General features: G+C 63.2%; 12 protein-coding genes and 3 pseudogenes. 12 read left to right on the forward strand and 3 right to left on the reverse strand.

The genetic code is table 11. The annotated features are described in order from the left end of the window. The 3 genes and pseudogenes from EOA22_RS07670 to EOA22_RS07680 form a co-directional block, all read right to left on the reverse strand. Positions 1–336: pseudogene (locus tag EOA22_RS07670) on the reverse strand (diaminopimelate epimerase); the annotation flags it as partial. Positions 337–432: 96 nt separating this feature from the next. Next, a complete protein-coding gene (locus tag EOA22_RS07675) occupies positions 433–594 on the reverse strand; it encodes a DUF1328 family protein (protein ID WP_013528842.1) in 162 nt (53 codons plus the stop codon). Then, positions 567–1,617: pseudogene (locus tag EOA22_RS07680) on the reverse strand (MBL fold metallo-hydrolase). Before EOA22_RS07680 ends, EOA22_RS07675 begins: the two are co-directional and overlap by 28 nt. Before the next feature lie 278 nt (positions 1,618–1,895). Here EOA22_RS07680 and EOA22_RS07685 point away from each other — a divergent pair. The 12 genes and pseudogenes from EOA22_RS07685 to EOA22_RS38065 form a co-directional block, all read left to right on the forward strand. Continuing rightward, the gene (locus tag EOA22_RS07685) at positions 1,896–2,435 is read left to right on the forward strand and encodes a protease inhibitor Inh/omp19 family protein (protein ID WP_127389909.1); all 540 of its coding nucleotides are present in this window, start codon (positions 1,896–1,898) and stop codon (positions 2,433–2,435) included. A 166-nt stretch (positions 2,436–2,601) separates the two neighbouring features. Then, entirely contained in the window at positions 2,602–3,801 is a 1,200-nt protein-coding gene (zapE, locus tag EOA22_RS07690; protein WP_027163284.1) for a cell division protein ZapE, read from the forward strand. Positions 3,802–4,169: 368 nt separating this feature from the next. Further along, positions 4,170–5,138 (forward strand): malate dehydrogenase, encoded by a 969-nt coding sequence (gene mdh, locus EOA22_RS07695; protein ID WP_013528846.1) that lies wholly within the window; start codon positions 4,170–4,172, stop codon positions 5,136–5,138. A gap of 43 nt (positions 5,139–5,181) precedes the next feature. Next, positions 5,182–6,375 (forward strand): ADP-forming succinate--CoA ligase subunit beta, encoded by a 1,194-nt coding sequence (sucC, locus tag EOA22_RS07700; RefSeq protein WP_024504973.1) that lies wholly within the window; start codon positions 5,182–5,184, stop codon positions 6,373–6,375. Between the two features lie 4 nt (positions 6,376–6,379). Then, positions 6,380–6,751, forward strand: a complete 372-nt coding sequence (locus EOA22_RS07705) for a cupin domain-containing protein (RefSeq protein WP_013528848.1) — start codon at positions 6,380–6,382, stop codon at positions 6,749–6,751. Positions 6,752–6,792: 41 nt separating this feature from the next. Then, the gene (gene sucD, locus EOA22_RS07710) at positions 6,793–7,695 is read left to right on the forward strand and encodes a succinate--CoA ligase subunit alpha (RefSeq protein ID WP_013528849.1); all 903 of its coding nucleotides are present in this window, start codon (positions 6,793–6,795) and stop codon (positions 7,693–7,695) included. 128 nt (positions 7,696–7,823) lie between these two features. Next, positions 7,824–10,811 (forward strand): 2-oxoglutarate dehydrogenase E1 component, encoded by a 2,988-nt coding sequence (locus EOA22_RS07715; RefSeq protein WP_027163286.1) that lies wholly within the window; start codon positions 7,824–7,826, stop codon positions 10,809–10,811. A 47-nt stretch (positions 10,812–10,858) separates the two neighbouring features. Next, positions 10,859–12,133 (forward strand): 2-oxoglutarate dehydrogenase complex dihydrolipoyllysine-residue succinyltransferase, encoded by a 1,275-nt coding sequence (gene odhB, locus EOA22_RS07720; RefSeq protein WP_063169539.1) that lies wholly within the window; start codon positions 10,859–10,861, stop codon positions 12,131–12,133. Positions 12,134–12,192: 59 nt separating this feature from the next. After that, the gene (locus tag EOA22_RS07725) at positions 12,193–12,711 is read left to right on the forward strand and encodes a hypothetical protein (RefSeq protein ID WP_127389910.1); all 519 of its coding nucleotides are present in this window, start codon (positions 12,193–12,195) and stop codon (positions 12,709–12,711) included. Beyond that, on the forward strand, positions 12,708–13,463 hold the full coding sequence (locus EOA22_RS07730) for an SDR family oxidoreductase (protein WP_013528853.1): 756 nt from the start codon (positions 12,708–12,710) through the stop codon (positions 13,461–13,463). The genes EOA22_RS07725 and EOA22_RS07730 overlap by 4 nt, the downstream gene beginning before the upstream one ends. A gap of 76 nt (positions 13,464–13,539) precedes the next feature. Further along, positions 13,540–14,955: pseudogene (gene lpdA / locus EOA22_RS07735) on the forward strand (dihydrolipoyl dehydrogenase); the annotation flags it as partial. Between the two features lie 174 nt (positions 14,956–15,129). Next, positions 15,130–15,499 (forward strand): hypothetical protein (locus tag EOA22_RS38065; RefSeq protein ID WP_206521271.1); only part of this gene is annotated, 370 nt, incomplete at its 3' end.

Raw genomic sequence — 15,499 nt, forward strand, 5'->3', positions numbered from 1 at the left:
GTCGGCGTGTTCGCGCGCATTGAGGATGCCCGCCACGGTCTCGAAGGTGAAGATCTTCTGGCCGGTCTCGGCGGCGAGCGCCTGGACGACGCAGCGCATGCCATTGCCGCAGGCCTGCGCACCGGTTCCATCGGAATTCAGGATGTCGATGAAAAAGGCGGTGCCAGACGTCCTGGCGTCATGGATCGCCATGATCTGGTCGAAGCTGGTCGCGGCATCGGCGTTCAGCGCAACCGCCGCCGCCGCCGTCACCCGATCGGCACGGCCACGCATATCGGCAACGATGATCTCGTTGCCGATGCCGTTCATCTTGGCGAAAGGGGCAGTGCTGGCCATTGCTCCGAAAAATTCCGTGTCCGTTTGGCGCTATATGGCGGAAACGGGCAGGAATTACCAGTGCGCAGCCGCTTGGTCTCGGCGAAAGCGCCGGACTTACGTGACGGCGAAAATGCCCAGCACCACCAGCAGGAAGATGATCAGAACGATGCCGATAAGGATACGCGCACCGGTGGCCGCGGCACCTGCCAGTGCCGGCATGCCGAGCAAGCTCGCCGCCGCGGCGACGATCAGGAGAATGATAATCCATTTGAGCATGACAATGCCTCGCAAACCGGCAGATATTTCAACCACATGAAAACGCGGTTGCAGCGCTGGGGTTCCGTCGAACCGATGCCTTGATCGTCAAGCGCCTCGGTCAATTTGCGCGCCGGCTCGTCGATCAGCTCGTCGGTGAGCTGGAAGGTGCCCCAGTGACAGCCGGCGGCATGGGCGGCGTTGCACAGCGTCATGCCTTGCACGGCTTCCCAGGATTCTGGTGCTGCGGCGCCATGAACCAGCGCGGCTCATAGGCGCCGATCGGCAGGATGGCGAAGCGGAAACCGCCATGTTTCTCGGCCATCCGCCGGTAGTTGATGCCATCGTGGAAGCCGGTATCGCCGGCGAAATAGAGCTTGCCGTCAGGCGTTTCGACGACAAAGCCGGCCCAGAGCGCCATGCGCCGGTCTCGGGCGCCACGCGCCGACCAGTGATGCACCGGCTCGACATGGACGGCGGCGCCATTGCCGATCTCGACGCTGTCGCCCCAGTCATGCGCCGACAGTCGCATGCCGGGCACGGCGGCTTCGATGATGGCGTCGTTGCCGAGCGGAGTGAGCACCAGCGGGTCGTGGCCGGCCTTCAGCCGCTTCAACGTGGCGAGGTCGAGATGGTCATAGTGGTTGTGGCTGACCAGCACGAGGTCGATCGGCGGCAGGTCGGCAAGGCGATGCCTGGCGCATTGATGCGTTTTGGTCCGGCGAAGGAAAGCGGCGAGGCGCGCAACGACCATACCGGATCGGTAAGGATGTTCAGACCGGCCGTCTGGACCAGCAAGGTGGAATGACCAACCATGGTCACTTCCAGCGCGGCGCCCTCGACCCTTGTCGCCGGCTTTGCCTGCGGAAAGGGGCTTGCATCGCTCGCCGGCCATTTCGAGCGCTGGCCATTCAACTGCCATTTCAGCAGGTCGGCGAAACGGCCGGGTGGCTGGCCGTCGGGATTGAAGAACAATGCGCCGTCGAAATGGTCGCTGGGCGGGCCGCTATAATAGCGATTGGCGGCTGTCTTTCTCGCGGCCAATTTTGCGGCTCCGGCAGGTGTTTCGTTTTCCAGACATAGGCGCTAAGGCGGCTCGCGCAAGCGTCCAACCGTCGATGTCGGCGCTGCACTGCTTTGACCGGATCCCCAGGCGACGCGCGACAAGCGGTCAGCCGCCGCGATTGCGATAAATTTGCAACAATTCTTGCTGCAAACTGTATTTTAACCATATCGGGTTGAAATTTCGCCACCTTCTCCATCTTGGTGGGGGTGAGATTGTGCGGACGGCTTCCCCCCAGCCGGATCCGACGGAGGTTGGAATGACTTTTTCGAAAACCGGTCTGGTGGCCGTATCGCTGGCGGCGCTCGTTGCGAGCGGCTGTTCGACCTCGCGTTTCTCCTCGATGGATGACCAGCAGCCGGGACCGCTGGAGGCCGCGCCCGCCGGCAAGGTGACGGCGAACCAACTGCCGCCGCCGGCATCGCCCGGCACCACCGACCCGTCTCAATTCCCGACCGCTCCTGCGAACACGCAGGTCGCCGCGCTGCCTTCGGATGGTTCGGCGCCGGCCGGCGCTTCGGACGTGACTGCCGCCAGCGTCGCCGGTGTCTGGAACGCCAGCGTTGCGGGCCAGAGCTGCAAGGTGGCGACACCGCAGACCAAATTCGGCGCCGGCTTCCGCGCTGGGCCGCTGCATTGCCCGGCGCCGATGGACGGCGTCAAGTCGTGGAACGTCGCCGGCAAGCAGCTGACGCTCTATGACGAGAGTGGCGGTGCGCTGGCGCGGCTCTATTCCTCGGGCGGCTCGAAATTCGACGGCCAGACTTCCAACGGCCAGCCGATTTCGCTTACAAGGTAGGCTAATGCATGTCGCCCAAAAGTGACCGCGGTTTTGGGAAAACAAAGATCTAAAGCGGGTCGTCTGAATCCGTTCAGACACGACCGCTTTAGTCCTCCGAATGCGTGTCGCGCAGAAGTGACCCCGATTTCGGGACAGCGACATGCATAAACAAATGACGTGACCGATGCATCTGCGTGACGGCCTCCAGACCCATGCGACCGTCAGGCAGCGCTACGAGCATCTGGTGGAAACCGGTACGATCGACCGCGATCCGGCGCAGGAACGGATCGTTGCGGCGCTCGACCTGCTGACCGATGAGATTTCGGCCAAGCGGCTGGCGCATAAGTCGAGCGCGCTGGGCTGGCTGTTCGCCCGCAAGCGCGAGACGCATGAGGCCGTCAAAGGCCTTTACATCCATGGCGGCGTCGGTCGCGGCAAGACCATGCTGATGGATATGTTCTTCGAGTTGCTGCCGGTGCGGCGCAAGCGCCGCGTCCACTTCAACGACTTCATGGCGGACGTGCAGGACCGTATCCAGAAGCACCGGCAGGCGCGCAAGAACGGCGACGTCAAGCAGGACGACCCGATCCCGCCGGTGGCCAAGGCCCTTGCCGAGCAAGCCTGGGTGCTGTGCTTCGACGAGTTCTCGGTCACCGACATCGCCGACGCGATGATCCTGTCCAGGTTGTTTTCGGCGCTGTTTGCCAGCGGTGTGGTGCTGGTCGCCACCTCGAATGTGGCGCCGGAAAACCTCTACAGCGACGGGCTGAACCGTCAGCTTTTCCTGCCCTTCATCGGCATACTGGAGCGGCACACACAGGTGCTGGCGCTCGATGCCGACAAGGACTACCGGCTGGAAAAGCTCGCCCGGACACCGGTCTATGTCACGCCGGCCGATGCGGCGGCGGACCAGCTACTCGACGAGGCCTGGCAAGCCATGACGCGCAACGCGCCGACCGCCGAGACATCGATTGCCCTCAAAGGGCGGCAGGTGATCGTGCCGCGTGCGGCAGGCGATGCGGCGCGGTTCTCCTTCGCCGATCTCTGCGAAAAGCCGCTTGGCGCGCGCGATTTCCTGGCGATCGCCGGACGCTTCTCAACCATTTTCATCGACCACGTCCCGGTGCTCGGCGAAGGCAAGCGCAACGAGGCCAAACGCTTCATCCTTCTGATCGACACGCTCTACGACCATCATGTGCGGCTGGTGGTGAGCGCCGAAGCGCCGCCGCAAGCGCTTTATGCCGCCAAGCGCGGCGTGGAGGTCTTCGAGTTCGAGCGCACCGCATCGCGGCTGATCGAGATGCAAAGCCGCGACTGGCTGGAGGATTGGGCGGAGCGGCAGAAAGGGAAGCCGGCGCCAGAGGCACAGCAGGCGCAGGCCTGAATTTCCAGGGAATGCATCGGTAGCGATCCTTTGCCCCTCTCTGTCATGCCAACGTCTACAACTCGAACCTCCTCGGCCACCCGCATCACAAGGGCGTCATTACCCGCATTCAGCCTTACGATTTCCATCTTCGTCGGTTATTTCCTCCCAAGTCGGCTTACAAACTTTGACGTTTACGTAAATCCCAAATGATCTAACCGATTGAAAACACTGACGCCAAAATAATCGTTTGAATTTTTTCCGTGCCGGGGCTATTGGGTGCGGCGAAAATTCGCGGTTCCCCGCAGCATTCCGGCCTCTTCTTCGACGCCGCCATCAAGTCACAGAGATTTGAGACGTCGTCACCGACAAAGGGAAAACATCCTCACATGGCACGCAACAAGATAGCGCTTATCGGCTCTGGCATGATCGGCGGCACGCTCGCTCACATGATCGGCCTCAAGGACCTCGGCGACGTGGTGCTGTTCGATATTGCCGAAGGTATCCCGCAGGGCAAGGGGCTCGATATCGCGCAGTCGTCGCCTGTCGATGGCTTCGACTCCAGGCTCACCGGCATCAACGACTATGCCGGCATCGAAGGCGCCGACGTCTGTATCGTCACCGCCGGCGTGCCGCGCAAGCCCGGCATGAGCCGCGACGACCTTCTGGGCATCAACCTTAAGGTCATGGAGCAGGTCGGCGCCGGGCTGAAGAAGTATGCGCCGAAGGCTTTCGTCATCTGCATCACAAACCCGCTCGACGCCATGGTGTGGGCGCTGCAGAAGTTCTCAGGCCTGCCCAACAGCCACGTCGTCGGCATGGCCGGCGTGCTCGACAGCGCGCGCTTCCGCTATTTCCTGGCCGAGGAATTCAAGGTCTCGGTCGAGGACGTCACCGCCTTCGTGCTCGGCGGCCACGGCGATTCCATGGTGCCGATGATCCGCTACTCGACGGTATCGGGCATTCCGCTGCCCGACCTCATCAAGATGGGCTGGACCTCGAAGGAGAAGCTCGACCAGATCGTGCAGCGCACCCGCGACGGCGGCGCCGAGATCGTCGGCCTGCTCAAGACCGGCTCGGCCTATTACGCGCCGGCCGCTTCGGCGATCTCGATGGCCGAAGCCTATCTCAAGGACAAGAAGCGCGTGCTGCCCTGTGCGGCGTATCTCTCCGGCCAGTATGGCGTCAAGAATACCTATGTCGGCGTTCCCGTGGTGATCGGCGCCGGCGGCGTCGAGCGCATCATCGAGATCGAGCTCAACAAGAGCGAGCAGAAGATGTTCGACTCCTCCGTGGCGACGGTGCAGGGCCTGACCGAGGCCTGCGTCAAGATCGCGCCGCAACTCGCCTCCAAATGAATCTCCAGTAAGTGAACCCCCAGTCGATCCGGAGACCATACAGATGAACATCCATGAGTATCAGGGCAAGGCACTGCTGAAGTCGTTCGGCGCGCCGGTGGCCGAAGGCGTGCCGGTGTTCAAGGCGAGCGAAGCGGAAGCCGCCGCCAAGGCGCTGCCGGGCCCGCTCTATGTGGTGAAGAGCCAGATCCATGCCGGCGGCCGCGGCAAGGGCAAATTCACCGAGCTCGGCCCGGACGCCAAGGGCGGCGTGCGGCTGGCGAAATCGGTGGCCGATGTCGTCGCCAACGCCAACGAGATGCTGGGCAACACTCTGGTGACCAAGCAGACCGGCCCGGCCGGCAAGCAGGTCAACCGCCTCTATATCGAAGACGGCGCCGACATCGAACGCGAGCTCTATCTGTCGATCCTGGTCGACCGTTCGGTCGGCCGCATTGCCTTCGTCGTCTCGACCGAGGGCGGCATGGACATCGAGGCGGTCGCGCATGACACGCCGGAAAAGATCATCACCGTCGCCATCGACCCGGAAAAAGGTGTCACTTCAGCCGACCTGAAGGCGCTCAACGGCGCGCTCAAGCTCGACGGCGATGCGGCCAAGGACGGCGATACGCTGTTCCCGATCCTCTACAAGGCCTTCGTCGAGAAGGACATGAGCCTGCTCGAGGTCAATCCGCTGATCGTCATGAAGAACGGCCGGCTGCGCGTGCTCGACGCAAAAGTGTCGTTCGACAACAACGCGCTGTTCCGTCACCCCGACGTGCTCGAACTGCGCGACACCACCGAAGAGGACGAGAAGGAAATCGAGGCGTCGAAATACGACCTCGCCTATGTCGCGCTCGACGGCAATATCGGCTGCATGGTCAACGGCGCCGGCCTTGCCATGGCGACGATGGACATCATCAAGCTCTATGGCGCCGAACCCGCCAACTTCCTCGATGTCGGCGGCGGTGCGTCCAAGGAAAAAGTGACGGCGGCGTTCAAGATCATCACCAGGGATCCGGCGGTCAAGGGCATCCTGATCAACATCTTCGGCGGCATCATGAAGTGCGACATCATTGCCGAGGGCGTCATTGCCGCGGTCAAGGAAGTCGGCCTGGAAGTGCCGCTGGTGGTGCGCCTGGAAGGCACCAATGCCGAGCTGGGCAAGAAGATCATCAACGACAGCGGCCTGAACGTGGTGTCGGCCGACGATCTCGACGATGCAGCCAAGAAGATCGTGGCGGCGGTGAAGGGCTGATCTGGTGCCTCCGCATAAGATAAACCTGGTCGAGGCTGCGGATCAAAAGATCAAGAAGGTCTTCGATCCGCATATCGCCGGCGACGTCAACGACAGCCAGGCGAAGGTCGCCAAGTTCGGCGAGGTCTTCGATTGGCACGCGCATGACAATGAGGACGAAGCCTTCCTCGTGCTGCGTGGGCGTATTGCCATCGATTTCCGCGACGGCCCGGTCGAACTCGGCGAGGGCGATTTCATCGTCGTGCCGCGCGGCGTCGAACACCGGCCGCGCTCGCTCACCGTTGAGCCCGTGGTGCTGATGTTCGAGCCGGCAACGACGCTCAACACCGGCAACGCCAAGAGCGACCTCACCGTCGCCGACTTGAAGCGGCTCTGACCATGTTTTCCTCGATCAACGGTTTTTAGAAAAGGGCTCCCATGTCCATCCTCGTCGACAAGAACACCAAGGTGCTGGTGCAGGGCCTGACCGGCAAGACCGGCACGTTCCACACCGAACAGGCGCTGGCCTATCACGGCACGAAAATGGTCGGCGGCATCCATCCCAAGAAGGGTGGCGAGACGTGGACCGGCGCGAAGGGCGAAAGCCTGCCGATCTTCGCCACCGTCGCCGAGGGCAAGGAAAAGACCGGTGCCAATGCGTCCGTCGTCTATGTGCCGCCGGCAGGCGCCGCCGAAGCCATCCTCGAAGCGATCGAGGCCGAGATCCCGCTGATCATCTGCATCACCGAAGGCATACCGGTGATGGACATGATCAGGGTCAAGGCCAGGCTCGACCGTTCGACCTCGCGGCTGATCGGCCCGAACTGCCCGGGCGTGCTGACGCCCAACGAATGCAAGATCGGCATCATGCCCGGAAACATCTTCCGCAAGGGCTCGGTCGGCGTTGTTTCGCGGTCGGGAACGCTTACTTATGAGGCAGTGTTCCAGACCACCAATGTCGGCCTCGGCCAGACCACCGCCGTCGGCATTGGCGGCGACCCCGTCAAAGGCACCGAGTTCATCGACATGCTCGAGATGTTCCTCGCCGACGAGGAGACCAAGTCGATCATCATGATCGGCGAGATCGGCGGTTCGGCCGAGGAAGACGCCGCGCAGTTCCTCAAGGACGAAGCCAAGCGTGGCCGCAAGAAGCCGATGGCCGGCTTCATCGCCGGGCGCACGGCGCCGGCCGGCCGCACCATGGGCCACGCCGGCGCGGTCATCTCCGGCGGCAAGGGCGGCGCCGAAGACAAGATCGCGGCGATGGAATCGGCCGGGATAAAAGTTTCGCCGTCGCCGGCAAGGCTGGGCACGACCTTGGTCGAAGCGATCAAAGGGTAAGGGAGTAGGGGAGTAAGGGAGTAGGGCAGTAGGGAAAATAGCAGCGGCAAAAAGCCCTGCTCCCCTATTCCCTTATTCCCCTACTCCCCTCCAAAAACAGGAGACGGAGCCGGGCTCCGCGGACAAAAATGGCAAGACAAGATCAGGCCAACGACCAATTTTCTCTCACCTCTTTCCTCTATGGCGGCAATGCCGATTACATCGACGCGCTTTATGCCGCCTATGAGGACGATCCAGCCTCGGTCAATCCCGAATGGCAGGAGTTCTTCGCCGGGCTGAAAGACGATTCCGGCGATGTGCGCAGGAACGCCAAGGGCGCCTCCTGGGCCAAGCCCTCCTGGCCGCTGCAGGCCAATGGCGAACTGGTGTCGGCGCTCGACGGCAATTGGGGCATCGTCGAGAAGACGATCGAAAAGAAGGTCAAGGACAAGGCGGTCACCAATGGCGTCGTCCTGTCCGACGCCGACGTGCACCAGGCGACGCGCGATTCGGTGCGCGCCATCATGATGATCCGCGCCTACCGCATGCGCGGCCATCTGCACGCCAATCTCGATCCGCTCGGCATCGCCAAGCCGCTCGAGGATTACAACGAGCTGTCGCCGGAAAACTACGGCTTCACCGAAGCCGATTACGACCGGCCGATCTTCCTCGACAATGTGCTGGGGCTTGAATTCGGCAGCATCCGGCAGATGCTGGAAATCCTGACCCGCACCTATTGCTCCACGCTCGGCGTCGAGTTCATGCATATTTCCGACCCTGAGGAAAAGGCCTGGATCCAGGCGCGCATCGAGGGTGCCGACAAGGAGATCACCTTCACCGCCGCCGGCAAGAAGGCGATCCTGCAGAAGCTGGTCGAGGCTGAAGGCTTCGAGCAGTTCATCGACGTCAAGTACAAGGGCACCAAGCGCTTCGGCCTCGATGGCAGTGAGGCGCTGATCCCGGCGCTGGAGCAGATCGTCAAGCGCGGCGGCCAGCTCGGCATGAAGGAAATCGTGCTCGGCATGGCGCATCGCGGCCGGCTGAACGTGCTCTCCCAGGTGATGGCCAAGCCGCACCGCGCCATCTTCCACGAGTTCAAGGGCGGCTCTGCGGCACCCGATGAGGTCGAAGGCTCGGGCGACGTCAAGTACCATCTCGGCGCCTCGTCGGACCGCGAGTTCGACGGCAACAAGGTGCATCTGTCCTTGACCGCCAACCCCTCGCATCTGGAAATCGTCGATCCGGTGGTGATGGGCAAGGCGCGCGCCAAGCAGGATTATCTGTTCGGCCGCAGCCGCGAGGAAATCGTGCCGCTGGAAGAGCGCGCCAAGGTGCTGCCGCTCTTGCTGCATGGCGATGCCGCCTTCGCCGGTCAGGGCGTGATCGCCGAGATCCTCGGCCTGTCCGGCCTGCGCGGCCACCGCGTCGCCGGCACGCTGCATTTCATCATCAACAACCAGATTGGTTTCACCACCAACCCGCGCTTTTCGCGCTCCTCGCCCTATCCGTCCGACGTCGCCAAGATGATCGAAGCACCGATCTTCCACGTCAATGGCGACGACCCGGAAGCCGTGGTGCACGCCACCAAGGTGGCGATCGAGTTTCGCATGAAGTTTTTCAAGCCTGTTGTGGTCGATATGTTCTGCTATCGCCGCTTCGGCCACAATGAGGGCGACGAACCGGCCTTCACCCAGCCGATCATGTACCGCAACATCCGCAACCACAAGACGACGGTGCAGATCTATGGCGACCGGCTGATCGCCGAGGGTCACCTCACCCAGGCCGAGCTCGACCAGTTGAAAGCCGACTGGCGGGCGCATCTGGAATCCGAATGGGAAGTCGGCCAGCACTACAAGCCCAACAAGGCTGACTGGCTCGACGGCGCCTGGTCGGGCCTGCGCACTGCCGACAACCAGGACGAACAGCGGCGCGGCAAGACCGCCGTGCCGGTCAAGACACTGAAGGAAATCGGCAGGAAGCTGACCGAGGTGCCGAAGGACTTCGAGGCGCACAAGACGATCATCCGCTTCCTCGAAAACCGCCGCCAGGCGATCGAGTCCGGCGAAGGCATCGACTGGTCGACGGCCGAGGCGCTGGCCTTCGGCGCCATCCTGCTCGACGGCAATCCGATCCGCCTGTCGGGGCAGGATTCCGAACGCGGCACCTTCTCGCAGCGCCATTCCGTGCTCTACGACCAGCGCGACGAGACCCGCTACATCCCGCTCAACAATCTGTCGGCGGCTCAGGCCGGCTACGAAGTCATCAACTCGATGCTGTCGGAAGAGGCGGTTCTGGGCTTCGAATACGGCTACAGCCTGGCCGAGCCAAAGGCGTTGACCTTGTGGGAAGCGCAGTTCGGCGACTTCGCCAACGGCGCCCAGGTGGTGTTCGACCAGTTCATCTCGTCAGGCGAACGCAAGTGGCTCAGAATGTCGGGCCTCGTCTGCCTCTTGCCGCATGGCTATGAAGGCCAGGGTCCGGAACATTCCTCGGCCCGGCTCGAACGCTTCCTGCAGCTTTGCGCCGAAGACAACATGCAAGTCGCCAACTGCACCACGCCGGCCAACTACTTCCACATATTGCGCCGGCAGCTGAAGCGCGACTTCCGCAAGCCGCTGATTCTGATGACGCCGAAGTCGCTGCTGCGCCACAAGCGCGCGGTGTCGACGCTGCCGGAAATTTCGGGCGAAAGCTCGTTCCACCGGTTGCTGTGGGACGATGCGCAGCTGCTTTCCGGACAAGCGATCAAGCTGGTCAAGGATTCCAAGATCCGCCGCGTCGTGCTGTGTTCGGGCAAGGTCTATTACGACCTCTATGAGGAGCGCGAGAAGCGCGGCATCAACGACATCTATCTGCTGCGCGTCGAGCAGCTTTACCCGTTCCCGGCCAAGGCGCTGATCACCGAACTGTCGCGGTTCCGCAATGCCGAGATGGTGTGGTGCCAGGAGGAGCCCAAGAACATGGGCGCCTGGTCGTTCATCGACCCGTATCTGGAATGGGTGCTGGCGCATATCGACGCCAAGCATCAGCGGGTGCGCTACACCGGCCGTCCGGCCGCCGCCTCGCCGGCGACCGGACTGATGTCGAAGCATCTCGCCCAGCTCGCCGCCTTGCTCGAAGACGCGCTTGGTGAATAGAGAAGATCTGGGCGAACAACAGAACCGAAAGAAAACGGACAGGCACAATGGCTACCGAAATCCGCGTTCCCACTCTCGGCGAATCCGTCACTGAAGCGACCGTCGGCAAATGGTTCAAGAAGGTTGGCGATACAATCGCCGCCGATGAACCGCTGGTCGAGCTCGAGACCGACAAGGTGACGGTGGAGGTGCCTGCCGCCGCCGCCGGCACGCTGGGTGAGATCACCGTCAAGGAAGGCGAGACGGTCGGTGTCGGCGCGCTGCTGGGGTCGATTTCGGCAGGCGGCGCGGCTCCCGCCACGAAGCCGCAAGCGGTGTCGCAGGCCTCGTCGCCGGATGCGGCATCGACCGGCAAGCAGGCCGCGGCCGAGACCGCCAAGATCGCCGGCGATGCCGGCCCGGTCGAGCCGCGCACCATGCCACCGGCACCGGCCGCGGCGAAACTGATCGCCGAAAGCAATCTCTCGGTCGACCAGATCTCCGGTTCGGGAAAGCGCGGCCAGGTGCTGAAAGGTGACGTGCTCGACGCCATCTCCAAGGGCGCGCCGTCGCAGCCGGCCGAGACACCGAAAGCAGCACCGGCACCGGTTGCCGTGCGGGCGCCGTCCGCGGGCGACGATGCATCGCGCGAGGAGCGCGTGCGCATGACCAAATTGCGCCAGACCATCGCGCGCCGCCTCAAGGAAGCGCAGTCGACCGCAGCCATGCTGACCACCTTCAACGAGGTCGACATGTCAGCGGTGATGGCGCTGCGCACCAAGTACAAGGACGTGTTCGAGAAGAAGCACGGCGTGAAGCTCGGCTTCATGGGCTTCTTCACCAAAGCCGTCACCCACGCCCTGAAGGAAATCCCCTCGGTCAATGCCGAGATCGACGGCACCGACATCATCTTCAAGAACTATGCCCATATCGGCGTCGCCGTGGGCACCGAAAAGGGCCTTGTCGTGCCGGTGGTGCGCGATGCCGACCAGATGTCGATCGCCGAGATCGAGAAGGACATCGGCCGGCTGGGCATCGCCGCGCGCGACGGCAAGCTGTCGGTCGCCGACATGCAGGGCGGCACGTTTACGATTTCCAACGGTGGCGTCTACGGGTCGCTGATGTCGACGCCGATCCTAAACGCGCCGCAGTCGGGCATTCTGGGCATGCACAAGATCCAGGACCGGCCGGTCGTAGTGGGCGGCCAGATCGTGATCCGGCCGATGATGTACCTGGCGCTCAGCTACGATCACCGCATCGTCGACGGCAAGGAAGCGGTGACCTTCCTGGTCCGCGTCAAGGAAAGCCTGGAGGATCCGGAACGGCTGGTGCTTGATCTCTGAGGTCTGGTGCTGATCCGGCTGTTGGAATGTGTGCCGGAGGAAGGGATCTGCGCGGCAGAATGACGACCCGTTCCCTTAGCCTTTCCAAGGTGCTTTCGATCGCATCGATCGCGGCCGGCATGGTGCTGGCCGCTGCCGGCGCTCACGCCGCCTGTCCGATCGAGCTCGCTGTCTATGGCGATACACAGAGCGGCAGCGAGATCGACTTCACGCCGACCGGCACCTCGGCGACCGTCACCAACACCTTCCGCATGATTCTCGACAATGATGTGGTGCTCAACGGCATCGTCATGTGGAATGAAGGCGTATCGCGGCCGAACGGTGCGCTGATGCACAAATGCCCCGAGGGCGACGTCACCGGCGAGGAGCTTGCCGCCTGCACGCCCTGGCACGGCGTCATCTACACGGCGGATGAAAAGGGCAACATCGGACTGCTGCCGGCTGAAGGCGTCGAAGCGCCGAAGACGCTGATCCTGCCGGACCTCGGGTCGGCGTTGCGCCCATCCAGCGCCTATGGCGGCAGCGGATTTTCGAAAGTGCCGTGGGATGTGTTTGCCTTGAAGGGATGCCAGGAATGAGCGGGACGCAAAAGGTGCTGCTGGTCACCGGCGGCAGCCGCGGCATCGGCGCCGCGATCTGCCGGCTCGGATCGAAGGCCGGCTACCGGGTCGCGGTCAACTACGCTTCGAACCAGGAGGCCGCCAAGGCGCTGGTCGCCGAGATCGAGGCCGCCGGCGGCGAGGCTTTCGCGGTCAAGGGCGATGTCGGCAAGGAGTCCGATATCGTGGCCATGTTCGAGGCCGTCGACCGCGCCTATGGACGGCTCGATGCCTTCGTCAACAATGCCGGCATCGTCGACGTCAAGGCGCGCGTCGACGAGATGGATGTTTCGCGGCTGGAGCGCATGATGCGCATCAATGTCGTCGGCTCGTTCCTCTGCGCCCGCGAGGCGGTGAAGCGCATGTCGACCCGTCATGGCGGGTCGGGCGGATCCATCGTCAACATCTCGTCGGCCGCGGCGACATTGGGCTCGCCGGGCGAATATGTCGATTATGCCGCCTCCAAGGGCGCCATCGACACCTTCACCGTCGGGCTCGCCCGTGAGGTGGCGCTAGAAGGCATCCGCGTCAATGCGGTGCGGCCGGGCATCATCGACACGGACATCCACGCCTCCGGCGGGCAGCCGGACCGGGTGGAGCGGTTCCGCGATCTGCTGCCGATGAAAAGAGCCGGTACAGTGGATGAAGTCGCGGGCGCGGTTCTCTATCTTCTCTCCGACGCCGCGTCCTATACGACGGGCGCGATCCTGAATGTAAGCGGCGGCCGCTGAGCGCTCTCAAGCAGATCGAGCATGATGTTATCCGAAAACCGCGTCACACTTTTCGGCATCATGCTCAAAACAGAAGGACAGTATCATGGCTTATGACGTCGTTATCATCGGATCGGGACCCGGCGGCTATGTCTGCGCCATCAAGGCGGCGCAGCTCGGGCTCAGGGTTGCGGTGGTCGAGAAGAACGCGACCTTCGGCGGCACCTGCCTGAACATCGGCTGCATCCCGTCCAAGGCGCTGCTCCATGCCTCCGAGATGTTCGCCGAGGCCGGCCACTCCTTCGACACGCTCGGCGTCGAGACATCGGCGCCGAAATTGAACCTGAAGAAGATGATGGCGCACAAGGATGCGACGGTGTCGTCGAACGTCAACGGCGTCGCCTTCCTGTTCAAGAAGAACAAGATCGATAGTTTCCGCGGCACCGGCAAGGTGCTCGCCGCCGGTAAAGTGTCGGTCACCTCCGAGGACGGCAAGGTCGAGGAGATCGAGACGAAGAACATCGTCATCGCCACCGGCTCGGATGTCGCCGGCATTCCCGGCGTCAAGGTCGACATCGACGAGAAGGTGATCGTGTCGTCGACCGGCGCGCTGTCGCTGGATAAGGTTCCCGGCCATCTGGTGGTGGTCGGCGGCGGTGTCATCGGGCTCGAGCTCGGCTCGGTGTGGGCGCGGCTCGGCGCCAAGGTCACCGTGGTCGAATTCCTCGACACCATCCTGGGCGGCATGGACGGCGAGGTCTCCAAGCAATTCCAGCGGTTGCTGGGCAAACAGGGCTTCGAGTTCAAGCTCGGCGCCAAGGTCACCGGCGTCGCCAAGGCCAAGAAGGGTGCGACCATCACCTTCGAGCCGGTCAAGGGCGGCGCCGCCGAGACCATCGAGGCCGATGCCGTGCTGATCGCCACCGGCCGCCGCGCCTATGCCGACAGCCTCGGGCTCGGGGAAGCCGGCGTCGAGGTCGACGAGCGCGGCCGGGTCAAGACCGATGGCCATCTCAAGACCAATATCCCGGGCATCTATGCCATCGGCGATGTCATCGCCGGGCCGATGCTGGCGCACAAGGCCGAGGATGAGGGCGTGGCGGTAGCGGAAACCATTGCCGGTCAGGCCGGCCACGTGAACTATGACGTCATTCCGAGCGTCGTCTACACCAGCCCGGAAATCGCCTCGGTCGGCAAGACCGAGGAAGAATTGAAGAAGGCCGGCATCGACTACAAGATCGGAAAGTTCCCGTTCAGCGCCAATGGCCGGGCGCGCGCCATGCTGCACACGGACGGTTTTGTGAAGATCCTCGCCGACAAGCAAAGCGACCGCGTGCTCGGCGTCCATATCGTCGGCTTCGGCGCCGGCGAGATGATCCACGAGGCGGCGGTGCTGATGGAGTTCGGCGGTTCGTCGGAGGATCTCGCCCGCACCTGCCATGCGCACCCGACGATGTCGGAGGCGATCAAGGAGGCGGCGCTGGCGACGTTCTTCAAGCCGATCCACATCTAAGGCCCTTTCATAAACTCTACTCCGGCGGCCATCTGGCGAGGTTTTCTCCGCTTTCACAGCGCCGCGCGTCCCTCCTGGACGCTCAAAGGATGCTGTGACCCTTTTTGATTGGCGCATGATCCTCTCCGAAAAAATCGGACTGATCTTCGGGGTCATGCGCTGCTCACGGACCCAATGTCCGCTGCGCTCCGGTTCTCGAAAACCACACCAGCTGACTCACCGGAGCGAGTTTCTGGAAAGGCCTTTCTGGCGGCCCCTACAAAACAAAACGGCCCGCTTTTCAGCGGGCCGTTCGTAACTGATATCGAGCCAATCACTGGGCCGGTGCAGGTGCCGGCGCAGGGGCTGGTGCCGGCGCAGGAGCCGGTGCGGGCGCGGGTGCCGGGGCAGGCGCCGGTTCTGCAGGTGCCGGAGCAGGCGCGGGCGCAGGTTCAGCCGGCTTCATCGGTTCCGCCGGTGCAGGCGCTGGGGCCGGTGTGCTGGCCGCCGGCGGCTCGGCGGGTGCCGGGTGCTCACCACTTCTTCCGAAAACATAATACGCGAC

The organism is Mesorhizobium sp. M7A.F.Ca.US.014.04.1.1 (assembly GCF_003998745.1).
In the GTDB taxonomy this organism is placed as follows: Bacteria; Pseudomonadota; Alphaproteobacteria; order Rhizobiales; family Rhizobiaceae; genus Mesorhizobium; species Mesorhizobium ciceri.

Coding starts and splice junctions, on each gene's coding strand:
- mdh (WP_013528846.1), top strand. CDS start 4,170: ATGGCACGCAACAAGATAGCGCTTATCGGCTCTGGCATGATCGGCGGC.
- EOA22_RS07675 (WP_013528842.1), bottom strand. CDS start 594: ATGCTCAAATGGATTATCATTCTCCTGATCGTCGCCGCGGCGGCGAGC.
- EOA22_RS07725 (WP_127389910.1), top strand. CDS start 12,193: ATGACGACCCGTTCCCTTAGCCTTTCCAAGGTGCTTTCGATCGCATCG.
- EOA22_RS07715 (WP_027163286.1), top strand. CDS start 7,824: ATGGCAAGACAAGATCAGGCCAACGACCAATTTTCTCTCACCTCTTTC.
- sucD (WP_013528849.1), top strand. CDS start 6,793: ATGTCCATCCTCGTCGACAAGAACACCAAGGTGCTGGTGCAGGGCCTG.
- odhB (WP_063169539.1), top strand. CDS start 10,859: ATGGCTACCGAAATCCGCGTTCCCACTCTCGGCGAATCCGTCACTGAA.
- sucC (WP_024504973.1), top strand. CDS start 5,182: ATGAACATCCATGAGTATCAGGGCAAGGCACTGCTGAAGTCGTTCGGC.
- EOA22_RS07730 (WP_013528853.1), top strand. CDS start 12,708: ATGAGCGGGACGCAAAAGGTGCTGCTGGTCACCGGCGGCAGCCGCGGC.
- zapE (WP_027163284.1), top strand. CDS start 2,602: ATGCATCTGCGTGACGGCCTCCAGACCCATGCGACCGTCAGGCAGCGC.
- EOA22_RS07685 (WP_127389909.1), top strand. CDS start 1,896: ATGACTTTTTCGAAAACCGGTCTGGTGGCCGTATCGCTGGCGGCGCTC.